Genomic DNA, 22,404 nt, shown 5'->3' on the forward strand with positions numbered 1-22,404 from the left:
GGGCCGTTTGCTGGCCGCTTACCATGCACTTTTTGTCGGGAGTGTATATGCACAATAGCTATCATCGCGTGGGCCATGGTCCCCACGCCGTCATCGTCCTGCACGGCTGGTTTGGCGACGCGCACGCATTTGCACCGATGGAAGTGGCCCTCGATGGCGGCGCTTTCAGCTATGTCTTCATGGACAATCGCGGCTATGGCGGCATGCGCGGCGCGGCGGGCGAGTATTCGATGGAAGAGGTCGCCCGCGATGCGCTGGCGCTGGCCGATGCGCTCGGTTTCGCCACCTTCAGCGTGGTCGGTCACTCGATGGGCGGCATGGCGCTGGAACGGCTGGCCTTGCTGGCCCCCTTGCGCCTGCGCAAACTGGTGGCCGTGGCGCCCGTGCCCAGTTGCGGCGTAAGCATGGATGCGGCGGCGCGCGCGCTGTTTCTCGACGCCAGCGGCAGCAAGCAAGCGCGACGCGCCATCATCGGTCGCAGCACGGGCGGGCGCTTGCCTGCAAGCTGGCTGGACTGGAAGGCGCAATACTCGTGGGAAAGTGCGGATCCGGCCGCGTTCGCACGCTACTTCCTCGCGTGGAGCGACACGGATTTCAGCGGGGAGGTGATGCGGGCGGCGCCGAAACTGCCCTTGCTGGCGCTGGTGGGCGAGCACGACCCCCGTTTCGATGCGACCCTGATGCGCCGCACCTATCTGGCGTGGTACCCGCAAGCCCGGCTGGAGGTGCTGGGCAGTGCGGGACACTATCCGATGAATGAAACGCCGCTGGCCCTGGCGGCCAGCATCGAGGCGTTTTTGACGGAAAAGGACTAGTTACGTCGCCTTGGCGCGCAAGCGCAGCAGGCTCAGGCCCAGCAGCACGAAGGCGCCGCCCGAAATGCGGTTGAACAGCTTGGCGCGGCCCGGCGTGGCCAGCTGGGTTTTCAGCAGGCGCGCCAGGTTGGCGTAGAACAAGTGGGCCAGCATGGCGCAGGCGACAAACGAAGTCGTCAGCACGGTGAACTGGATGGCGACCGGTTCGCCCGGCGTGATGAATTGCGGGAACAGTGCCGAAAAGAACAGGATGGCCTTGGGATTGGTCAGCGCCACCGTCAAGCCCTGGCGGAAGAGTTTCCAGAATGAATTTGGATTCGCCGCGCCAAGCGCCACGGGCGCATCGGCCACGATGCTGGTCTTGCTGCGCCATTGCTTGATGCCCAGGTACACCAGATACAGGGCGCCAGCCAGTTTCAGCAGCATGAAGGCGGTGGCCGAGGTGGCCAGCACGACGCCCATGCCGGCCATGGCCACGCCGGAAATGATGAACAGGCCAAAACCATTGCCCATGCTGCTGATCATCGCGCGGCGCGGGCCGACGGCGATGGCATTCGAGATGGCCAGCAAGACGGCCGGGCCGGGAGAAAACGTGACGAGCAGGGCGACGCTGCAGAAAAGCAGCCAGTTCGAGAGATGCATGGGTATTCCTGGGTGGGGCCGAAGCCGGATTGAGAGTCAAAACACGCTTATTGTACGAAGTTTTTGGCTCCCGCGTCAGCGGCCCCCGCCTGCATCAGGTTCAGCGTCATTCAGGCAAACAGCTTGGCGACCACGTGGTTGATGGCGGCGCCACCGGCGATCAGCCAGCAGAACAGCAGGCCGGCCAGCAGCAGGGGCTTGATGCCGGCGCGGCGGATGGCCGACATATGCGTCGTCAAGCCCAGGGCCGCCATGGCCATGGCCAGCAAGGCCGTGTCGAGTTCGGTGATGGTGGCGACGGTGCCCGCCGGCAGCAAGCCCAGCGAATTGAAGGCCACCACGCCGATAAAGATGAAGGCGAACCAGGGAATGGCCAGCTTGGTGGCCTTGTCGTGGCCACCGGCCTTGGCCTTGCCGCGCGCCAGCACCGCCGACAGGATCACGAGAAACGGCGCCAGCATCATCACGCGCACCATCTTGGCGATCACGGCCGCGTTCGCCGCTTCCTGCCCGATCGACTTGCCGGCCGCCACCACCTGCGCCACTTCATGCACGGTCGAGCCGATATACACGCCGAAGGCCGTGGGCGTGGCGCCCAGCACCTGCCAGCCCAGGTTCAGCTGGTACAGCAAGGGATACAAAAAGATGGCGATGGTGCCGAACACCACGACGGTGGAGACCGCCACGGTGACATCCTCGCTGCGGCCCTTGACGACGGGTTCCGTCGCCATCACGGCCGCCGCGCCACAGATCGAGCTGCCCGCGCCGATCAGAATGGCGCAGTTGCGTTCCAGCTTGAACACTGTGGTGCCGAGGAACATCGCCAGGCCAAACGTGGACGCCAGTACCAGCGCGTCGATGGCGATGCCGGCCAGGCCCACCTGGCCGATATCCTGGAAAGTCAGGCGGAAGCCGTAGAGGATGATGCCAAGACGCAATAAGGTCTGCTTGGAAAAGGTCACGCCTGCGCCGCAGGCGGGCGCCAGGCGGATGTAGACGCTGTTGCCCAGCACAATGCCCAGCATGATGGCCAGGGTCAGGGCGCTCATGCCGTGGCTTTGCATCCATTCCAGCTTGCCCAGTTGAATGGCGCCCCAGGCGATGACGCCGCTCAGCAGCAGGCCCGGCAGAAGGCGGCCATAGCGGTCGCTGAAACTTGTTGTGTTGCTTGTTGTGAGAGAAGACATGCCGTACTCCATGGTTCCTGGTTCGTATGGCATGACTGTACAGTTCGCCGATTAAATGGTAAAACGGATTGTTTTTGTATCTTTAACCTAATAGATGGGTAGATTCGATGGCTTTGACCTTGCGGCAATTGCAGATTTTCCTCGCCGTGGCGGACACGGGCAGCACCAGCGCGGCGGCCGAACACATTGCGCTGTCGCAGTCGGCCACCAGCGCTGCCCTGAATGAACTGGAAACCTTGCTGGGCGCGCAACTGTTCGACCGGGTGGGCAAGCGATTGCTGCTCAACGACAATGGCCGCGTGCTGTTGCCGCAGGCGCGGCAGATGCGCGACGGGGCCGCCAGCATCGAGCGCCAGTTCGCGGGCGCCGACCCGTCCGTGCCCGTCAGCCTGCAGATCGGCGCCAGCACGACGATAGGCATCTATTTACTGCCGCAGATCCTGGCCCAGGCGGCGCAGCAGTACGGGCGCAGCATCCCGCAAGTGACGATTGCCAACACGGCCGACATCGCCGCCGCCGTGGCGGAGTTCCGTGTCGATATCGGCCTGATCGAAGGGCCGTGCCACGAAGCGGGCTTGCTGGTCGAGCCGTGGCTGACGGACCAGATGCTGATCGTGGCCGCGCCCACGCATCCGCTGGCGCAGCTGCACCATTTGCTCAGCTTTGCGGAGCTGAACCAGGCGGGCTGGCTGCTGCGCGAAGCGGGCTCGGGCACGCGCGAAGCGGTGGAGCAAGCCTTGGTGCCATATCTGCACTATCTGCGCGCCGCAGGCGAATTCAGCAACTCGGAAGCGATCAAATATGGCGCGGCGGCCGGTCTCGGCATCGCCTGCCTGTCGCGGGTCGTGGTGGCCGATCTGCTGGCCAGCGGGCAACTGGTGGAACTGGAGACCATGCTGCCGCCCCTGGAGCGCAACTTTTACCTGATACGCCAGTCTAAAAAAATACTCTCGCCCCGTTTAACGGGTTTCTTGGAACTGTGCCGCCACGCTTCTCGCATGGCTTGATTGTTTTCCATATATGGGATAACTTCCCACATATGGAAAACTTGCTAAGCACAGAGAACGATACGGAACAACGTCTGGCCGCGCGATTAAGACAGTTGCGCGTGGAGCGGGGCTGGTCGCTGGACCAGCTGGCCAGTGCCAGCCAGGTCAGCCGCGCGACATTATCTCGCCTGGAAAATGGCGAGGTCAGCCCGACGACGGTCGTGCTGGGCAAGCTGTGCGCCGCGTATGGCTTGGCCATGTCGCGCCTGCTGCGTATGGTGGAAGACGATTTTCCACCGCTGCTGCGGCGGGCCGAGCAAAGCGTGTGGACGGACCCGGACACGGGTTTTCGGCGCCGCTGCGTCTCGCCCCCGTCACGCGCCCTGGCCGGCGAAGCGCTCGAATGCGAGCTGGGCGCGGGCGTGACGATCACCTACGCGGCCTCGCCCCGGCCCGGCATGGAACACCATCTGTTGCTGCAGGAAGGCCAACTGAACGTGACCGTCGACGGCCGCTCGCACGATTTAATGCCCGGCGATTGCCTGCGCTACCAGTTGCAGGGCGCCAGCGCGTTTATCACGCCGCCAGACAGCGGCGCCCGCTATTTTCTCTTTCTTGTCTGAGGCCACCATGTCTGCTTCGCTACGCCATTTTTCGCCCACCGATATTCTCGAAAGCTTGCCGGAACTGGGCACGCTGCTGCAGGCGTGCGTGCACGACGGCGCCAGCATCGGTTTTATTCTGCCCTTCGACGTGGCGGCCAGCCAGGCGTTCTGGACGGATAATGTGCTGCCCGCCGTGACGCGCGGCGTGCGCCTGCTGCTGGTGGCCGAAGTCGATGGTCGGGTGGCCGGCGCCGTGCAGCTGGACTGGGACACCAATCCCAACCAGGCGCATCGGGCCGAAGTGCGCAAGCTGCTGGTCGCGCCCGCTTACCGCCGCCTCGGCCTCGCGCGCCAGTTGATGCTGGCGCTGGAAGAACAGGCGCGCCTCTTGCCGCGCAGCCTGCTGACCCTGGACACGCGCAGCGGCGACCATGCCGAACCGCTGTACTTGTCGCTCGCTTACGTGGTGGCCGGCAGCATCCCCGCCTATGCGCTGGCGCCGGCCGGCGACCGGCTGGACGCCACCACCATCATGTACAAACAGCTATAGCGGGCAACGCAGGCGGGGAACTCAGGCTTTCAGGCGCGCTCTAACTCTAACGGCAGGGGCGCGTGAGCGTGTCAGGGCGGGTGCCGCCTTGCCATGCGTAGCGTATTGCGCTGCGACAAGGCTGATGGCCGGCGCCGCGTGCGGGGGCGCCACCTCATTGCCCAAGGTGAAGATGCCCACCGTGCCCGAGAGCTGCTGGGCGCGCTGCTGCATGCTGGCCGCCGCCATCGACGCCTGTTCCACCAGCGCGGCGTTTTGTTGCGTCACATGCTCCATCTGCACGATGGCGGCATTGACTTGCTCGATGCCGGACAATTGTTCGCCGCTGGCCATGCTGATCTCGCCCATGATGTCCGTCACGCGGTGCACGCTGGCCACGATGTCGCGCATGGTGGCGCCCGCCGTATCGACCAGGCGCGCGCCCGCGTCGACCCGCTCGACGGAGTCGCCGATCAGCTGCTTGATTTCCCGCGCCGCGCCGGCCGAACGCTGGGCCAGGGTGCGCACTTCGGCGGCCACGACGGCAAAGCCGCGTCCCTGTTCGCCTGCGCGCGCCGCTTCCACGGCCGCATTCAGGGCCAGAATATTCGTCTGGAAGGCGATGGCGTCAATGACGCCGATGATATCGACGATCTTTTTCGACGAAGCATTGATCGAGCTCATGGTATCGACCACTTCTGCCACCACCTTGCCCCCTTTGCCGGCCACGTCGGCGGCCGATTGCGCCAGCTGGTTGGCTTGCCGTGCATTGTCCGCATTTTGCTTGACGGTGCCAGTCAGCTCTTCCATCGAGGCGGCGGTCTGCTCCAGCGAACTGGCTTGCGCCTGCGTGCGCTGCGACAAATCCAGGTTGCCAGCGGCAATCTCGCCCGAGGCGCCCGCGATGTCCTGCGTGCCGCCGCGCACGTCGCCCACGATCATGATCAAGCTGGCATTCATGTCTTTCAGCGCCTGCAGCAACTGGCCCACCTCATCGCCGGATTCGACGCGGATATTGCCGCTCAGGTCGCCGCCAGCCACCTTGCGCGCCACCTTGACGGCATGCCGCAGGGGCCGCACGATGCCGCTGCTGATGAACCAGGCCGTGACCAGGCTCAGCACGCCGCCGATCAGGCCCAGCGCGATGATCAGCACGCTGGTATCGTGCGCACGGGCCATGGCCGTCTCGGCCGCCGCGCGCATCTGCGCCGATTGGGTGGCGATCTGCTGGTCGATGTCGCGCAGGGCGGGCTGTTCCTGCGTGCGGTTGCGCGTGGCCTGCAATTGCTCGATGCGCGCATAGCGCTGGTTCACGCTGCTGTCGATTTCCCCGCTTACCGTGGACAGCTGCCACGTGCTGATGCCGACGACCACGGCCAGCAACAGCGATGCCAGCAAAAAACCCGTTGTCAGGCGTACACCGATGCGTATGTTTGAAATATTCATGTCCCCTCAGCTGTTGTCTCATGGTGGCCGCACCCCATGCGGGCGGCGCGGAGCGGCGCTGTTTCCCCTGATGTTGCTGGGGTGAAATGAGTGTAGCAGTGCAATACTAAGTAATCTATAAATATTTCCATATTGGAATTGGTCACTGCTTGTTTAGCAACAGCGGGCAACTATTGTCGAAATGATTGCCAGATAAAATCACCCGCCTTATTACAGACTCGTCCTACCTCGAACCCCGGCATCGTCCGACTGGCATCTGCCAGTGTCGCGCCTACACTGATCTTTGCACAGACCCGGCGGCGGGTCCTATCTTCTTACAGGAGGCTGAGATGGCGAATATCCAGGCAGGATCGGACGGTGCGGCAAACGAGGAAATGACGGCAAAGCGCCTGAACGTGGTCGACTGGATCTCCATGATCCTGCTGATCGTGGGCGGCTTGAACTGGGCGCTGGTGGGCTTGTTCGACATCGACATCGTGGCCCGCATCCTCGGCGCCATGACGACGGCGTCGCGCGGCGTGTATGTGCTGGTGGGGCTGGCGGCGCTGTATTCCATTTACCTGTGCGTGCGCAAGCTGCCAGCCAAGTCCTAGGGGAAGCCTCTGGCGCGTCAGCGCCAGACTTGTCCATCGCTGGCAATTGTCAGGGTTTTGATGGGGCGGTGCCTGCTTGCATGTACAGGCACGTGGGGGCGGGCAGGCATGTGCGTGGTCGCCTTGCCGGACGGCGCAAGCATCGGTGCATGCGTCGGTAGTGCATGCTTTGCTGCCTGTGTAAATTGCAGGTGCTTACTGCGTGCGCAGGTAGGCCAGCAGATCGGCCACTTGCTGCGCATTGCCGATGCCCCAGAAGCGCATGTTGTTTCCAGGAATGAAATCGCTGGGTGCCTTGAGGAAGCCGGCCAGGTTTTGCTCGGTCCAGACGATGTTCGCGCTTTTCATGGCTGCCGAGTATTTATAGTCGGTGGTGGCACCGGCTTTGCGGCCAATCACGCCCGTCAGCTTGGGGCCGAAGCCACCGCGCGCCGATGGCCCCACCTGGTGGCAGGAGGCGCACTTGCGAAACGCCGCCTTGCCCGCTTCGGCGTTGCCGGTGAGGCTGGCGGGAGCGGCAGCTGCCTGCGTGATGGCGGCGTGCGTCAGCAGCAGACCTGCGCAGGCAAGAGCAAAGAGAGAGCGTAAGGTGGATGTCATCGGTAAGGCGGTCATGCAATGTCTGGCAATGGGTGGCAAGCGATGACGCATTTTACAGGTGCACATCAAAACCTGCCCGCCAGCACGGACATGCATGCGAGGAAGCGGTGCGGGCAGCGCTCCAGGAGGGGGGGAATGCCGCTAGCGCTTGCCGCCCTGGGCGCCCAAGGCCGCCATCGCCGACGCGAACACGATGCAGCCGATGGCCAGCCACTGGGTCAGGCTCAGCAGTTCTCCCAGCACGGCCATGGCGGCCAGCGCGCTGACGGCGGGTGCCGCGCTGCTGAACATGCCGAACACGCCTTGTGGCAAACGGCGCAAGGCAAAGATTTCCAGCGAGTACGGCAGGGCGCTAGACAGCATGGCGATTGCCAGGCCCATCAGCGCAATCGATGGCGCCAGCAGGGCCGTGCCCGAGTACGCGACGCCGATGGGCACCGTCACCATGGCCGCCACCGTCATGCCCCAAGCCACGGCTTGCCCACCCTGCAAGGTCGAGGCGCGCTTGCCGAAGATGATATACAGCGCCCAGCACAGTGCCGCCCCCAGCGCGTACGCCACGCCGACCGGGTCCAGGCTGCCCGGGCTGCCCTGCAGCGGCAGCAATAAATACAAGCCGAACACGGCACACGCCACGGCCAGCAAATCGCGCGGCCGGCGTGACGACAGCATGGCCACGGCCAGCGGTCCCGTCACCTCGATGGCGACGGCAATGCCGATCGGTATCAGTGCAAACGCGCGATAAATCAGCAAGTTCATCAATCCCAGCACGGAACCGTAGACCAGCAAGTTCAGCACATCCTTGCGCGTCAGCCGGAAACGCCAGGGCCGGAAGATGGCCAGCAGGATCAGCGCCGAAAAACCCACGCGGTACGCCGTAATCCCCTCGACGCCGATGACAGGAAACAGATTCTTCGCAATCGCCGCCCCCAGATTGACGGAAATCTGCCCTCCCAATACGGCCAGGGAAGGGAGCAAAATGCTGTCAGGGAGAGGGGAGGTCGAGGCGGGGGAGGTCATGGGACGGCATTTTAATATGCCTGAGGCTGGCAGTCGCTGGCAGATTGGTAAGCTGGGGAGATTTAACTGGGCAGTTGCTGGCAGGACTTGTGCATCGCGGCTACTTTTTTGACATCATGTTGCGAAATAGGCTACAGTTGTAGAATCGTTTGATGGTGGTCAGAAGCCGCAGTCCCTAATCGAACAGCCTTTGCCATTGTGTGTCTTAACACTTTCGGGAGCCACCATGCAAATGGTTCGAGTAAATTCCAGCGCCATTGTTGCGATTGCTTACGACGAGCAAACAGCTCGTATGCGTATCCAATTCCAGCAAGGACATAGTTATGATTTTTGCCGAGTACCTGCGACTGTGCATGCTGCATTCATGCGTGCCAACTCCAAGGGGACTTACTACAATGAGCACATCAAAGACCGCTACCAATGCTAATCGGCATTTGGTCTAAAAGAGTCGGCAATCGGCCCAGGCCGTGTAAAAACTCAGAATCAGGCCCGCGCAGCAGAACTGTACACGCCGAGGCGTGTTATGTGGCGTGTAGAATCGATCAGGGAGCTGTGCCGAGTTTTCGGGGGGGGCGACCGAACCAGCGCGACGATGGCATCAATCATGCGCTGGACGGCCAATAAAAGGGCATATGCCCTGATCGCCTCCATCATGCCAGCGACCCCAAGCAGCATCATCAATCGCTTGAAGTTATATGCGAGCACGTGCAGGCTCATTTCCGTCTTCACGTGCTCCATTCCTTTCGTCAGGAAGTGCGTCGCCCCCATCCACGACTTGATGGTCCCGAACGGATGCTCGACCGAGCAACGCCGGATTCGCATAGCATCCGTACTTTGATCAAGCTTCACCTGCATGTCGTCGAGCACATTCTGATGCTCCCAACGCGTCACCCGGCGCTGTTGGCTCGGCGTGCACTTGTCCTTGAGCGGGCAGCCCTTGCAGTTCGAGCTCCAGTAGCGGTTAAGCGCCATGCCCTTTTCAACACTGGCGAAACGCCAGATCAGCGATTGACCAGCCGGGCAACGGTACTCGTTCTTCTCTTGATCATAGACGAAATCGGCCTTGTCGAATCGGCCGTCAGCCTTGGCGTTGGAGGTTTTAGTCGCCGGCACCAGCACCGTGATGCCAGCCTGCTTGCATGCCAAGATTTCTTCACCTTTGAAGTAGCCGCGATCAGCGATAGCAGTCAGCGAATTTGCCCCAATTGCGGTCTTGGCCTTCTTCGCCATTCCTGAGAGCTGATCGCGGTCGCTGCCAATGTTGGTTACCTCGTGTTCCACGATCAGGTGGTGCTTCGCATCGACCACGGTCTGGACGTTGTACCCGACGATGCCTGAGCCTCGCGTCATCATTGAACGGGAGTCCGGATCCGTGAGCGAGATCTGGGTTTCGCCAGTTGCTTCCAGCCTCGCTTCGATTTCTTTGAGAGCAGCCATCTGCGATTTCATCGCCGCGATCTTGTCATTCAATCGGGTGCTGCGCGTTTGTCTCGTCGCCGGTTCCTGCCTGTCAGCCGTGTCCAGTTCGCCCAGATAGCGACTGACGTTAGCCTCAATTTCTTCCATCCTGCGCTTGAGCTTCGCTTGGGTGAAATTGCGATCACTGCTATTGACGGCCTTGAACTTACTGCCATCAATCGCAACGACTGCATCGGCGAACATATCGAGTTGCTGGCACAGTACGACGAACTGCCGGCAGACATTACGGATTGCCTTGCTGTTGTCCTTACGGAAGTTTGCGATTGTCTTGAAGTCCGGTGTCAGGCGTTGCGTCAGCCACGTCAGCTCGACGTTGCGCTGCGCTTCGCGCTCGAGTCGCCGGCTCGACTGGATGCGGTTGAGGTAGCCGTAAATGTAGAGCTTGAGCAGCACGGCGGGATGATAGGCAGGCCGCCCTGTTTTTGCTGGCTGCACACGCTCGAAACCGAGTTTGCCCAAGTCGAGTTCGTCGACAAAGATATCGACAACCCGAACCGGATTGTTCTCGGCAACGTAATCGTCCAGCAGCTCAGGCAGCAACGTACCCTGGCCTCGGGATTCACCCTCGATAAATCGTTTCATCTGGCGCCTGTATTGATGAGATACTAGCTTAACGTTTACTCAACGGCATCCGTTTACACAAAACTGCGTTTTTACACAGCCTGGGCCAACAGCGGACACTCTGAGCAATGACCAATTTGGCAATATTTTAAATATTTACTTTAAAGCCTTTGAGATCGCGTTGTGATTTAGATGGGAAGACGTTATTCAAGGAGTAAAGATGAACTTCCGCTTAAAAGCCACAATATCGTTATTGTTGATGTTATTGGTTTCGATTATGACGGCGCGCGCGGCTCAGGCCGAGACGCTGCTGCTGGCTGCCGCCAATACCCGACCGACTGCATATTTTCAGGTCGACGGTAAGCCGACCGGCATGCTTATCGATCTAGTCACAGAGGCGTTCCGCAGAGCGGGATATAAGGTACAGTTCAAATTGATGCCTTGGGCGAGGTGCCTTACCGAGGCCAAGACAGGTGCAGTTGACGGTGTCTTCTCGAGCTTTAGGCTGCCGGAGCGAGAACAGTTCCTTGGATTTACTAATGAGGCATTAACCACTCAGGCCATTACCCTCTTCGCTAGACGGAACTCGACGATAAGCTTTGATGGCGATCTAAGCACTCTACGCGACGTCAAAATCGGCATCATAATCGGGACAAGTTACGGCAAGAAGTTCGATGCGGCCGTCAAAAATGGGACTTTGCCGTCTATCGATCCGACCAACAATATCGATAGCAATCTCGCAAAATTGGCGCTTGGACGCGTCGATCTTGTCCCTAGCTTACGAGAAGTTGCTATGGACACGGCAGAACGCCTCAACTTGCTCTCAAAGATCAAGGAAGTATCTCCACCACTCGAATTTATGCCTAGCTACCTAGCCTTTACCAAGGTACGCGATTTGAGTAAACCGTCTCATGATTTCGATAGGGAAATGGCATTAATGAAGCGAGATGGAAGCTACGACCGCATTGTCAAAAGATATGCGCGATTAGTGTCAAATTCCGCCACAGAACACTAGGCTAAGACTCTCCTACCAACGACAGCAAGCGGCCACAAGCGGTCATTCGCGGCAGCGTGACAATTTGTGAGTTTTTCTGCTTGGCAATCCGCTATGCTCTGGTGCCGCTACTGGCCACGAGCCGACGGTGGCGACTGAAACGTCAACAATTAACTAGGAATTCAGTATGCCTTTACGCGATGCACTCCTGCGCGACCTTTCAGCATTGATTGGCGAGGATTGTTGGGGCGTCGTTTGCGGTGAAGGTTCAGGGTCTATCCTCGGACTAAGCATTGGCGTCCGGACGCTCAAACGAAAGCCTGTGAAAAACCCTTATTTGAGTGAGTCAGTTCGGCTATATGACGGTGCTTATTCGATGTTGCTCTGGTGCCCCTGGCGGATCGACTCTGACTCGAAAGTCGTTGCAGGGAGCTATATGGAAAACGCCAAAGATGGCCCGATGGTCAATGGCAGCCAATCCATTTGTGGACAACTAATCACGGGAGTAACTTGTTCCACTCCAGCTTTTGATCTGCGTCTCGACTTCGAAAACAGGCACTCACTGGTCATCCATTGCGGCGCCATTGGTAATGATTACGAAGATTGCTACTCGTTTGGAACCCCACTCGGCTACTACCGCATTAATCTTGACGGAGAACTAATCTTCGAAGCGAGAAAGTGACCGTCCGCTATGGCGCGGACCCCGCCAACGGCGGCAACCGCCCATGAGCGGACTCTGAAGCATTAACCGAAACCGACCTTTTAACGCGGGATAACGAACGATCACACTAATTATGGGACTAATCCGTCAATCAGCAGCAGGCCTAAGAATTTTCGGTGACGAACTCCAGCCGGCGGAAATCTCGCGCATGTTGAAATGCGAGCCGACCCAAGCAAGAGTAAAGGGAGAAGTGATCAAGTATCCATCTGGAAGGGAGCGAACAATTACCTGCGGGAGTTGGCTCCTTACGGCTAAGCGCACGGAGCCGGAAGACCTTGATGGTCAGATCAAATGGCTTATGGCCAAAATGACTAACGATCTTATGGTCTGGCAGGCCCTGACCTCTTCCTATGATGTGGATATGTTTTGTGGCGCGTTCATGCAGAGTACGAACGACGGCCTCTCGATCAGTCCGGAAACCATGCTTGCTCTTGGTTCACGCGGAATCGAGTTCGATCTGGACATCTACGGTCCTGATGACGATAGCGATGGCGACGTTTAGCTGAACAACGACTTTGAACAGTGTGTTGCGTTGACCGATTGAATCCGCAGCCACAAGCAGACCTTCGCGGATATTAAGTTTCTTTTGAATGTCGTACTTAGGAAAGGTAATGAACGTCAATTATGCGCACAATATCGTTAGGCCGGGTAAAGCTCTCAATTTCGGAGGATGCTCCGATTCCAATATCAATTTCGGACTTCACGCAGGATGCAGGGACTATTGAATTTATCGCCCGTGAAGGCTATCTTAGTGGACCTACCAAGCATCTTTTTAGACTCGAATATCCGGGCTACATCATCGAATCTTGTATCTCAAATGGTCAGGTGTTCATCCGGAGGAACGGGCTGCATCAGAATAGTGCAAAGTATGACGGCAGCGACCCGTATCACGTCGCAATCCAGTGGACTGCTACCTCCGTAGGCTGTGGGATTACGCCAAAGGGCGAAGACATGAATGCAGCCATGCGTTCGGTGCATACACCTTATACGACGCCGCCACTTGGTATGATTCGTGACCTGAAATGCGGATCTCAACGTGCAGGTGATTCTTACCCATCAGTTGAAGCGCTCTTCTCGCGGGTGCTGGATTGTCTGTCCTTTTGTGAAATGGATATCCGTAGGTATGGCGCTGAAAAATTTTTGTGGACGGGAGCTGACTCCGATATTGAACCACTGAGCGAACCGGAAATGAGCCGGCTTGTCGCTAGTTTTCTCGCTATATACGGAGGGGTGAACAATTTCGAGGTTTCTTGTGAACCTAGAGCAGGCGGAGGAAGTGTGGACTTCTGTGTCTATGGGCACGTTGAAAATGTTGGCCAGGCAAAAATAGCTATTGAGGCAAAGAAGGCGCACAGCGCGGATCTGGAACATGGATTCACTCACCAGCTGCCCGCTTATATGGAAAGGCTCGAAACGCGGCACGGGATCTATTTGGTTTATTGGTTGAGGTCTGACCGATATCTGCGACCAGATTTTCCTGCTTACCATAATTTGGAAATAGACAAACTACATCCGTTAGCTAGAGCTGGATACGTGCGCAGTGTTGGACTAAACCTAGCACTGGATCGCTCTCCCAGTCGTATCTGAATACCTCTCATTCCTCCAAGAAAACGTCCATGTGCGTCGGCTACGGCGTTATGAACGTGAGAGATCGCCAGAGGAGTCGTTTCCCTTTCGTCATAAATTTCCCGCTGAGCCTAGAAGTAGATCGCAAAGACTTCCAGCGAATTCGCGTCAAACGTCCAATTTCGGTAGCAAAATAGGAAGCCGTTGAAAATACCACCGGCGGCTTTGGGGCGGAAGCGGACGTTACAGGTTTTGCCTGTTTTGCGGAGTAAGCGGCCTTTTCTTGCGTTCACCGGCACTATTTTAAAGGCGATGAACGTTGACGCCATTTCGGCGCGCGTTGACAATGATGGCACGAACATGGTCAAAAGGATAAAAATTGAGCATTGGAACGATCACCGTAATTGCCGGATTTATCCTTCTGGTTTGCTGATCGATGAGGTTGCCCTGCGCTCCTTGCTGCCTGTCGCGCCGCATATTTACCTGTAACCCGGAGTAGTATTGAATGACTGTTTTTAGTATAGGTGACACCAATTTTGACGTGGATATCGCGAAATCAAGCATTAGCCTGGAAGAAGACGGCACTGGCATGGTGGAACTAAACATCGATATCCATGGGGACGACGATGTGTTTATGCGCTTGACCGAGCCCGATGACGCGGAATGGTCGTGGGCGCTGTATCCGCCTGCGTTTTTCCTGCACGGCTTGCGCATACCGGAAGGGCAGGGAGGAACGTTTGCGATCGGGATGCTCGATACGCATCCCGAGGCGGAGGAGTCGGGCATGTATATGATGGAGTACGGTGACGTATCGGCCGTCAACATCATTGAGTTGTCGGCACGACGCCTGCTTGTGTCGGGCATGGTGGACTTATGCGGTAAGCGGCTGCCATTTCATATCGATATGCCGCGCGCATAGTGACGGGGCCGCTCCCGAAGGGACCGGCCGTTGCTAACTTAATCCAGCCCCAACGCCTTCGCCACATCCCCCCCACGCCACATATTTGAAATTCTGCGGTCCATCGGGCAGGCGCTTGCGCGGCATGGGCTCAGTGCCGACAAACGGACACGGACTGAGCAGTTCCGTATTACAAAGTGATCCGATTGGCCTGCAAGGCGGGAGCAACACATATGTGTATGTGGAAGCTAATCCGCTGAGCAATGTGGATCCCCTGGGTCTGGATATCATGATTATTACTGGCGGCGTTCGCAACGTCCTCTCCAATCCATTCGGCCATGTCGCTGCGGCCGTGCAGGGTTTTGGCACGGCCAGCTATGGCACAGGCGTTGCGACAAATTGGATTCCCTTCCCAGGAGGCACTGCGCGGGATGTACAGAACTTGCCGGGCGCGACGACTTACTACATGGGGCAGGAGGGGCCATTCCAATTGGCCTGGATAGCGCGTTGAACAGATTTAACGGGAAGTAAGGCATGAAATTGAAAATATCACTTAAAAAGACAGTGCTGTGGCTACTCATTCTCAGCCCGGTCTGGTATGTCACGGCATGTCATGTGATCTCCCACAACAAGGAAAAAGGTTACGCCATGATCCAGCCGGGCGCTGTGCGGGAAGCCGTGATCGCTGAACTGGGTGCACCATCGCATGTGGAGCTTCAGGGCAAGCTGTTCGAGCGCTATGCCTCGACGCCATGCCAGGAACCCTGCATGGTACGCTTGTGGTACGAAAATCGCCTGACATTAGGGATGGAAGCGTGGTCCGTGACGCTGGACAAGCATGACCGCGTGCTGGAAAAGTACCGTTGGATATCGCCATAGGCAAACACCGGGGCACGTGAGCGCAGCAGGACATCCATGCATGGCATGGATGTCCTGCACTGCTTTTACTTATACACTCTGGCTGACTGGCCGGCCCCTGTTGTCGCTAACTTAATCCAGCCCCAACGCCTTCGCCACATCCCCCCACGCCACATACTTGAAGTTCTGCGGCCCATCGGGCAGGCGCTTGTAGCCGTCCTGGATTACCAGCATGCCTTGCGCATACGCGCCGCCCAGGTTGGCGGACGTGACGTCGAGGCCATCCGTTTCCGAGGTGCCGTCGATGCCGGCGGGCAAGTTGAATCCCACCTTGAAGCGGCCGCGCACCTTGTAAGGTGCTTGCGCGTCGAGCACCACGTAGCTGCTGTCGCCTTGGCTGGAGACGATCAGGTAGCCAGTGTCGGCCTTGCCACCCGGCTGGCGGTAGATGGCCATGCCTTCCACGTCGGCCGTCAGGTTCGCGCCGACGGGCAAGACCATGGTCAGGGCGTCGGGCTTGGCGGCGTCGGCCGAGGTGGTCCAGATGCCGCGCGTTTCCTCGCCCAGGAACAGGCGGGCGTTGGCGTCGTCGGCCACGCAGCCTTCCGGCTGTGTGGCGACCTTGAAGCTGCGCAACAGGGTGGCGCTGAACTGGTTGCCGCTCAAGCCGATGCTGTACTGCTGGAAAGTGCCATCCTTGTCGTTGATGAACGCTTGCACGCCGCCGCTGGCTGGCTGGTACAGACACATGCCGTAGATGCTTTTCAGTCCGGTCGGAAAACGGCCCGCTTCCGCCACCTCGCCGCTGGCATTGATAGTGAACAGCATCATGCTGTTGTCGTCGCGCTGGGTGGCCACGGCCAGGTCGACCTTGCTGCCGCCAAAACGGATACCTTGGCGCACGTCGACGTTGTTCAAACGGCCCACTTCCAGCAGCTGCGTCTGCTTGCCTTGCAGGTCGTAGACGAGCAGTCCCTGCTTTTTGTTGGTGCCGAGGATGCGAGAGTCGGCCCGGTTGCTGGCCAGCCAGATGGCCGGATCGTCGGCCGCGTCGCCCTGGCGCGCCATCGGCGCCGTCTGCGCTTGCGGGGCGATGATGGCCACCGCAGGCTGTGTTTCCGCCTTACCATTCCATTTCAAGGGCCGCGTTTGCCAGCCGTTCTTGCCGCGTAGCAGTAGCGACTCCTTGTCCAGCGTTAGCTGGCTGTCGCCTTTGCGCACGTTCAATGCCACCGCTTGGGCTGGCTGCGCCGTCCATTTGCCGGTTTCATGCGCAAACAGGTGCAGCTTTTCCGCCTTGCCGTCGAGCACGGCCACGCCACCGGGCAGCACGGCCAGCGCACCGGCGCCGCCGTCCAGCTGGCCATATGGCTTGCGCAGCGCCACCACTTCGCGCTTGCCCATGCCCTCCGAATCGGCGTCATACGCCCACACGCCCATGTCGGACTCGCTCACCAGCAGGCGCTGCGCGCCATCGTCGACGCGGCAATATTTTGCGTGCGGCGGCAAAGCCAGTTTGCGCACCAGGCTGCGCTGTTCGCCCTGCATCACCCACTGTTCTGCTTGCCCATCCTTGCCGATCAAGAACAGATGATCGAGTTGCTGCGCGTCGCGGTACAAACACGATGCTTCCACGGAAAACGTTGGCACGGGAAACGGCGCCAGCTTGACCAGCTTGCCGGCTTGCACATCGACCATCACGGGCAGCGGGCGCTGCGTGTCCGCTTCGAGGAATACGGCCAGCACGCGATTGCCATCGATGCGCGTATCGAGCTGCTTGGCGCGCACGGCGATGCGGTCCTGCTCCTGGCCGGCCGCATTAAACAAACGCAAGCCGTGCTTGTCCAGGGTCAGCCAGCCGCCGCCGGGCAGGCGGGCCAGTTCTTCCGCTTCCTGTGTGAAGGAGGGAACGGCTTGGGCAGGCGCGGCCTGTGCCGTGCCCATGATGTAGAAGGCAGCCAGCAAAGCGCTGCAGAGTACGGTTTTTTTCATGTTATTGGAAATCATCATCAGAAGGCGCTGGCTTTCAGGCTCACTTTGAAAGTGCGGCCATATTGTTCGTTCTGCACGTTGTATTGCTTCGTGCCCTGGTAGACATAGTATTTCTCGTTGTTCAGGTTCGCCGCTTCAAAGACCACCTGGAACTGCTTGTTGATCTGGTAGGACAGCGAGAAATCGAGCTGCTTCTGGCTGTCGACGATGTGGTCCTGGCTTTGATCGAGGATGTCGTTGCCCATTTCGAGCAGGTACGGCGACTTGTAGTTGAGGGCCAGGCGGGCGCTGACCGGCCCCGTTTCATAGCCCAGCATCAAGTTCATCACCTGGTTCGACTGGCCCGGCAGGCGGATGTCGCGGTTCATCTGCTGCTTGCTGGCCTTGTCGTAGCGGCCGATTTGTGCGCTCGAGGTGCTCAGGGTGCCATTCACGCCGACGAGGAACTTGTTGAATGGCGCCGGCAGCATGCGCAGCGGCTGCATGTAGGCCAGTTCGATGCCTTTCACTTTGGCCGCATCGCCGTTCGCATACGAGGTGGCCGAGGTGTAATTGGCCCACTGTCCCGTGCCGGCCAGGTTCGTCGTGTAGGTAAAATTCTTGATGTCCTTGTAGAAACCGTAGGCGGACATCACGCCGTCGTTGCCCAGCACGCGCTCGATACCGAGGTCCAGGTTGTTGGCTTTCAGCGGTTTCAAGTCCGGGTTGCCGATCACGGCTTCCGTGTTGCTGGCCAGGCTGATGCCCGGCGCCAGCTGGCTGAAGTTGGCGCGCACCACGGCTTGCGTCCAGGCGGCGCGCACGCTGGTTTTTTGATCGACGTCGTAACGGGTTTGCAGGTTCGGCAGCCAGTTGGTGTACGAACGTTCGCGCGTCAGTGCCGTGGCGAAGGGGGTGGCCAACCCTGCGCTGTCCACCTGCGAGCCGGCCGCTTCAAAGCTGGTGCGTTCAAGGCGCACGCCGCCGAGGATGTGCCAGGCGTCGAAGTCGTAGCTGTTTTGCACATACATGGCGTTGATGTCTTCATGCATGCGGTAATCGTTGATGATGGACTCGGTGGCCAGGCGCGCCTTGGTGCGGTCCAGGCCCGCCACGCGGGCGCGGATGAGACGTGGGTCCAGCGCCACGCCGATGTTGCCCAGGTCGTAGTCGAGCGTGTGGCCTTGCACGAAGTTGCTCATCGACGTGGAGCCGGCGCCCCAGTAATTGCCGCTGCTGGCCTTGTTGCTGTTATACGCCCATTGATCCGTGTCATTGGTTTTTTCGCGGCGGCTGATTTTGGCGCCGAATTTCAGGGTGGCGACGTCGAACTTGCGCGCCAGGTCGATACGCGCGTGGTGTTCATTGTCCTTCGAGTAGCGCTTTTGCAGGGTGATGGCGTTCAGCGCATAGTTGGCCGGATCGTACAGCGAGGCGGGGCCGCTCAATGTCGGCTCCTGCGTATCCGTGAAACTGATGCCGGCAAAATTGCTGGTGCCGCGGAAACGGCCGTCGTTCAAGGACTCTGGCGTATCTTCCGTGGCGCGGCTCATGCCGCCTTTCACGTCCAGCGTCCAGTCGCCCGATTTCTGCTGCGTACCGAGCACCAGCGAGCGTACTTGCTGCGTGTACTTGCGCTGGCGGATGCGGCGCTCGGCGCGCGCGCTGCCTGTTGCTCCTTCGGCCAGGCTGCCGCCCGCGATATTGCTGATGGTCAGGCGGTCGCGCACTTCATCGTCGGAAAATTCGCTCACAAAAGAGCGCAAAAACCAGCTGTTGCCCGCTTCCGGGCGGTAGTCGAGGTTGACGGCCAGCGCGCCGCGCTTGCGCACGGGCAGGTAGTCGCGCAACTCCAGGCTGGATAATTTACCCTTGCTCCAGGCGCCGCCCGTTTCCACGTCATCGGAGCCGAACGAGCGCTTTTCCGCGCTCAGGCCGGCGGCCACGCCCAGCTTGCCATCGAGGAAGCGCTGGGCCCACAGGGCGCCGCCGCTGGGGCTGGTCTTGCCCGTCTTTTCATCATGGCTGGCACCCAGGTTGGCCGACAGCAGCTTCCCCGGCAAGTCGAAGGCGGACAGCGATTTGACTTCGATGGTGGCGCCCAGCGAGTTGGCGTCCATTTCCGGCAGCAGGGTCTTCGAGACTTCCAGTGTGCGGATCAGGCCGGCAGGCAGGATGTCGAGCGCCACGGCGCGGCGGCCCGCTTCCGGCGATGGCACCAGCGCGCCGTTGATGGTCACCGCGTTCAAGTCCGGCCCCAGGCCGCGCACCGTGATGTAGCGGCCTTCGCCCTGGTCGCGCTGCACCGATACGCCCGGCAAGCGGGCCAGCGCCTCGGCTGCGTTTTTATCGGGCAAGCCGCCGATATCATCGCTGCTGATGACGCTGATGATGTTGTCGGCTTTCTCTTGCGCGGCGATGGCGTTGCGCAGGCTGGCGCGCTGGCCGCTGACGACGACGGTGGCGGCCGGCTGGCCGTCGGCATCTTGCGCTTGTGCATGGCTTGGACCGCTGAAGACGGCCATGATGCCGAGGGACAGGGCGGTGAGGCGCAGCGGGGAGGGGAACGCAGTGTGCATGGTTTTCATGAAGAGCTCGGTTAGGGGTAGGGAACCGGGCGGATTCTAGGCAGCAAATATGACGGTTGCGTGACAGGCAAGGGCTTGTCACCCTGAAAACAACGGCCTGTGAACGCTTTCCGGCCGGAAATGAAGCGTAGTGAGCTGAAATGACCTGCCAGCGCAGGGCGCACGGGCAATGGCTAGCCGGATTTGCCTCAGTTGCGTTGCGCATGATGAGCCGTTTGCACCTGCCGCAGGGGCTTGGCGTATGTCATCGTGCCGTCATGGGCGGGCGCTATCGTGGCGACAGCACCACTTTTAAAGGTTCCCCACATGCTGCCGTTGCACCGTAACAGTCTGATTGCCGCCGCGCTGGCATTGCCCCTGTTCTTTTTCCTGTACGCCACACTAGGCTACGTTAAACCGTTTGCCATCTGGAAGTGGATGGATATCGTCTGCGAAGGCGGCACGGCCGTCATGGCGGGCGTCTGGTTTTTGTTTACCCTCAGCAGCCGTCCACGCGGACGTGTGACGAGCCTGATCGCCGGCGGCCTGTGCGCCATCATGCTGGGCTCCTGGGCCGATTGCCTGGATGAATTCTTTGCCGTCGAGAAGAGCGCCGTGTGGGACAACTGGCTGGAAGCGCTGATTCCGTTTGGCATGCTGGTGCTGACCATCGGCATGTATTACTGGCGCCAGGAACAGTTCCGCCTGAACGAACACTTGCAAAAGCGCGAGCGCCTGTTCCGCGACCACCGCGCCTTCGACCGCATCACGCAGCTGGCCGACGCCAGCTATCTGCGCACGCAGATGCGTCTGGAACAGGAACGCCGCCCCGGTCTCGATTGCGCGCTGGTCTTGCTCGACATCGACAGCTTTCACTTGATTAACCGCGAGTACGGCCACCGCGAAGGCGACCGCGTGCTGCAAGCCGTGGGCCACATGCTGCTGCTGAACTTGCGCAATGACGATTTGCTGTGCCGCTATGCGGGCGACCGCTTTGCCGTGCTGATGCCGGGCGTGTCGCGCGAGGATGCGGCCGTGAAGGCGCGCCACCTGTGCGCCATGGTGGGGCAGATGCGCCACCACGCCAACGACAACCGCGAAATCCGTTTGAGCCTGCGACATGCCTGCTCGCTCACCGATGGCGTGCCGGAAGTGGTGTTGGCCGAACTGAGCCGTGCCGTGGAAACGCCGCGCTCCGGTGCCGGGATCAGTTCCGCCGCGCCTGCCTGATGTCGCTGAACCAGCAAGGCGACCCCAGCATCGCGGCCCATCACCAGCCGGCGCTGGTGCTCGACTACGCGCGCAGCCGCGAACTGGCTGTGGCGCCGCTGCTCAAGGGCACGGGACTCGACGGCGGTGCGCTGCCGTGTGCGGAAAGCCAGGTCAGCGCCGCGCAGTACCTGCAACTGCTGGCCAATGTGGCGCGCGGCCTGGACAGTGCCGACACCAGCTTCATGCTGGGTCAGCAAATGCTGCCCGGCCACTACGGCGCGGCCAGCCATGCCTTGCTGCAGGCGCAGAATCTGCGCCAGGCCTTGAGCATTCTGTGCGGCTTGCATACCTTGCTGTGTCCGCTGCTGCAACCGCGCTTGCGCGAGGCGGGCGAGCTGCACGTGCTGTACTGGGTCGATGCGTTCGGCGCGCCCAGCCAGCTGCCTTTTTTGGTGGAAATGCACATGACGGCGCTGGCGGCCATGTGCCGCTGGCTGGCCGGCGAGGCGTTGCCGTGGCGCTTCTGCTTCAACCGCGCGCGGCCCCGTCATGTGGAGCAGCATGAAGTGCACCTGGGCCAGGCGCTGCGTTTCGATTGCCAGGTCGATGCCATGCTTATCGATTCCAGCTGGCTGGATAAACCCTGGCCGCGCGGCAATGCCACGGCGGCCGCGCTGGCCTTGCGCGCGGCGGCCCTGGCGCCCGTGCCGGCGGCGAGCCTGCTCGGCGCGCTGTACGACTACCTGCTGGCCAATATCCGCTGCGCACCCACGCTGGAACGCACGGCACAGGAATTCGGCGTCAGTCCCGCCACGTTCAAGCGCCACCTGGCACGCCATGGCACGCATTTCCAGGCCGAGCTGGACCAGGTGCGCGCGCACAAGGCCATCTACCTGTTCCAGGCGCATGGCTACGACAACGACGCCGTGGCTGCCTACCTCGGCTTTCATGATGCCACCAACTTTCGCCGCTCGTTCAAGCGCTGGACGGGGCAAACGCCGCAGTTGTTGCGCCATGCGCTGGCATTGTTCGTGGCCGGTTGAATGGCGGCGTTGCGCGCCAGCGCCACGGACAGTCATTCCAGTGGGAACAATTGCCCGTTCTGCTACATCCATAGTACACTCGACCAGAGAGCGAACAGACGCGCTTTG

At 60.2% G+C, this 22,404-nt stretch carries 23 protein-coding genes and 1 pseudogene; 16 read left to right on the top strand and 8 right to left on the bottom strand.

All coding sequences use genetic code 11. The annotated features are described in order from the left end of the window. Positions 1-47: 47 nt before the first annotated feature. The gene (locus CLU93_RS23920; RefSeq protein ID WP_099763619.1) at positions 48-815 is read left to right on the top strand and encodes an alpha/beta fold hydrolase; all 768 of its coding nucleotides are present in this window, start codon (positions 48-50) and stop codon (positions 813-815) included. Here the strand turns inward: CLU93_RS23920 and CLU93_RS23925 are convergent, their stop codons facing one another. Next, complete coding sequence (locus tag CLU93_RS23925) at positions 816-1,457, bottom strand: LysE family translocator (RefSeq protein ID WP_099763620.1); 642 nt, start codon at positions 1,455-1,457, stop codon at positions 816-818. It lies immediately after the preceding gene. A gap of 110 nt (positions 1,458-1,567) precedes the next feature. Next, positions 1,568-2,644 carry a YeiH family protein gene (locus CLU93_RS23930; protein ID WP_257225076.1) on the bottom strand — a complete coding sequence of 359 codons (1,077 nt, stop codon included), beginning with the start codon at positions 2,642-2,644 and terminating at the stop codon, positions 1,568-1,570. Between the two features lie 107 nt (positions 2,645-2,751). Here CLU93_RS23930 and CLU93_RS23935 point away from each other — a divergent pair, with 107 nt between their 5' ends. Genes CLU93_RS23935 through CLU93_RS23945 form a run of 3 tightly spaced genes read left to right on the top strand, consistent with a single transcriptional unit; the run spans position 2,752 to position 4,788 of the window. Next, positions 2,752-3,651 (top strand): LysR family transcriptional regulator, encoded by a 900-nt coding sequence (locus tag CLU93_RS23935; protein ID WP_099763622.1) that lies wholly within the window; start codon positions 2,752-2,754, stop codon positions 3,649-3,651. A gap of 32 nt (positions 3,652-3,683) precedes the next feature. Further along, a complete protein-coding gene (locus CLU93_RS23940; protein ID WP_099763623.1) occupies positions 3,684-4,256 on the top strand; it encodes a helix-turn-helix domain-containing protein in 573 nt (190 codons plus the stop codon). A 7-nt stretch (positions 4,257-4,263) separates the two neighbouring features. Continuing rightward, positions 4,264-4,788, top strand: a complete 525-nt coding sequence (locus CLU93_RS23945) for a GNAT family N-acetyltransferase (protein WP_099763624.1) — start codon at positions 4,264-4,266, stop codon at positions 4,786-4,788. A 21-nt stretch (positions 4,789-4,809) separates the two neighbouring features. On the opposite strand, the gene CLU93_RS23950 is transcribed toward CLU93_RS23945, so the two are convergent. After that, positions 4,810-6,213, bottom strand: coding sequence for a methyl-accepting chemotaxis protein (locus CLU93_RS23950; protein ID WP_099763625.1), 1,404 nt, complete (start codon positions 6,211-6,213; stop codon positions 4,810-4,812). A gap of 329 nt (positions 6,214-6,542) precedes the next feature. Between CLU93_RS23950 and CLU93_RS23955 the strand changes: the two genes are divergently transcribed. Next, on the top strand, positions 6,543-6,806 hold the full coding sequence (locus tag CLU93_RS23955; protein WP_205704572.1) for a DUF378 domain-containing protein: 264 nt from the start codon (positions 6,543-6,545) through the stop codon (positions 6,804-6,806). 195 nt (positions 6,807-7,001) lie between these two features. Here the strand turns inward: CLU93_RS23955 and CLU93_RS23960 are convergent, their stop codons facing one another. Both CLU93_RS23960 and CLU93_RS23965 read right to left on the bottom strand, forming a co-directional pair. Beyond that, positions 7,002-7,421, bottom strand: coding sequence for a c-type cytochrome (locus CLU93_RS23960; protein ID WP_257225077.1), 420 nt, complete (start codon positions 7,419-7,421; stop codon positions 7,002-7,004). Positions 7,422-7,547: 126 nt separating this feature from the next. Further along, the gene (locus CLU93_RS23965) at positions 7,548-8,426 is read right to left on the bottom strand and encodes an EamA family transporter (protein ID WP_165829459.1); all 879 of its coding nucleotides are present in this window, start codon (positions 8,424-8,426) and stop codon (positions 7,548-7,550) included. Between the two features lie 232 nt (positions 8,427-8,658). On the opposite strand from CLU93_RS23965, the gene CLU93_RS23970 reads away from it, so the two are divergent. Then, positions 8,659-8,853, top strand: coding sequence for a KTSC domain-containing protein (locus CLU93_RS23970; protein ID WP_257225142.1), 195 nt, complete (start codon positions 8,659-8,661; stop codon positions 8,851-8,853). Positions 8,854-9,059: 206 nt separating this feature from the next. Here the strand turns inward: CLU93_RS23970 and CLU93_RS23975 are convergent. After that, positions 9,060-10,487 (bottom strand): annotated as a pseudogene (locus CLU93_RS23975) (IS1182 family transposase); the annotation flags it as partial. 199 nt (positions 10,488-10,686) lie between these two features. Here CLU93_RS23975 and CLU93_RS23980 point away from each other — a divergent pair. The 8 genes from CLU93_RS23980 (at position 10,687) to CLU93_RS24010 (ending at position 15,524) form a co-directional block, all read left to right on the top strand. Then, positions 10,687-11,481, top strand: coding sequence for a substrate-binding periplasmic protein (locus CLU93_RS23980; protein ID WP_099763627.1), 795 nt, complete (start codon positions 10,687-10,689; stop codon positions 11,479-11,481). Positions 11,482-11,647: 166 nt separating this feature from the next. After that, on the top strand, positions 11,648-12,142 hold the full coding sequence (locus CLU93_RS27950) for a hypothetical protein (RefSeq protein WP_143451799.1): 495 nt from the start codon (positions 11,648-11,650) through the stop codon (positions 12,140-12,142). Positions 12,143-12,254: 112 nt separating this feature from the next. Then, positions 12,255-12,683 (top strand): DUF4279 domain-containing protein, encoded by a 429-nt coding sequence (locus CLU93_RS23985; protein WP_099763628.1) that lies wholly within the window; start codon positions 12,255-12,257, stop codon positions 12,681-12,683. A 122-nt stretch (positions 12,684-12,805) separates the two neighbouring features. Continuing rightward, positions 12,806-13,768, top strand: a complete 963-nt coding sequence (locus tag CLU93_RS27955; protein WP_143451800.1) for a hypothetical protein — start codon at positions 12,806-12,808, stop codon at positions 13,766-13,768. 183 nt (positions 13,769-13,951) lie between these two features. Beyond that, entirely contained in the window at positions 13,952-14,236 is a 285-nt protein-coding gene (locus CLU93_RS23995; protein ID WP_143451801.1) for a hypothetical protein, read from the top strand. A 16-nt stretch (positions 14,237-14,252) separates the two neighbouring features. Next, positions 14,253-14,666 carry a hypothetical protein gene (locus tag CLU93_RS24000; RefSeq protein WP_071077172.1) on the top strand — a complete coding sequence of 138 codons (414 nt, stop codon included), beginning with the start codon at positions 14,253-14,255 and terminating at the stop codon, positions 14,664-14,666. A 124-nt stretch (positions 14,667-14,790) separates the two neighbouring features. Further along, a complete protein-coding gene (locus tag CLU93_RS24005; protein WP_099763631.1) occupies positions 14,791-15,156 on the top strand; it encodes an RHS repeat-associated core domain-containing protein in 366 nt (121 codons plus the stop codon). 23 nt (positions 15,157-15,179) lie between these two features. Further along, complete coding sequence (locus tag CLU93_RS24010; RefSeq protein ID WP_143451802.1) at positions 15,180-15,524, top strand: hypothetical protein; 345 nt, start codon at positions 15,180-15,182, stop codon at positions 15,522-15,524. A gap of 111 nt (positions 15,525-15,635) precedes the next feature. Here the strand turns inward: CLU93_RS24010 and CLU93_RS24015 are convergent, their stop codons facing one another. Together CLU93_RS24015 and CLU93_RS24020 are read right to left on the bottom strand one after the other, a co-directional pair. Beyond that, positions 15,636-17,495 carry a phytase gene (locus CLU93_RS24015; protein WP_099764580.1) on the bottom strand — a complete coding sequence of 620 codons (1,860 nt, stop codon included), beginning with the start codon at positions 17,493-17,495 and terminating at the stop codon, positions 15,636-15,638. 17 nt (positions 17,496-17,512) lie between these two features. Beyond that, a complete protein-coding gene (locus tag CLU93_RS24020; RefSeq protein WP_099763633.1) occupies positions 17,513-20,062 on the bottom strand; it encodes a TonB-dependent receptor in 2,550 nt (849 codons plus the stop codon). A 306-nt stretch (positions 20,063-20,368) separates the two neighbouring features. Between CLU93_RS24020 and CLU93_RS24025 the strand changes: the two genes are divergently transcribed. Then, positions 20,369-21,271, top strand: coding sequence for a GGDEF domain-containing protein (locus CLU93_RS24025; protein ID WP_099763634.1), 903 nt, complete (start codon positions 20,369-20,371; stop codon positions 21,269-21,271). Then, positions 21,271-22,296, top strand: coding sequence for an AraC family transcriptional regulator (locus CLU93_RS24030; RefSeq protein WP_180287927.1), 1,026 nt, complete (start codon positions 21,271-21,273; stop codon positions 22,294-22,296). Before CLU93_RS24025 ends, CLU93_RS24030 begins: the two co-directional genes overlap by 1 nt. Positions 22,297-22,404 lie beyond the last annotated feature (108 nt).

The sequence above is a fragment of the Janthinobacterium sp. 35 genome, from assembly GCF_002754575.1.
Taxonomy (GTDB): domain Bacteria; phylum Pseudomonadota; class Gammaproteobacteria; order Burkholderiales; family Burkholderiaceae_D; genus Janthinobacterium; species Janthinobacterium tructae.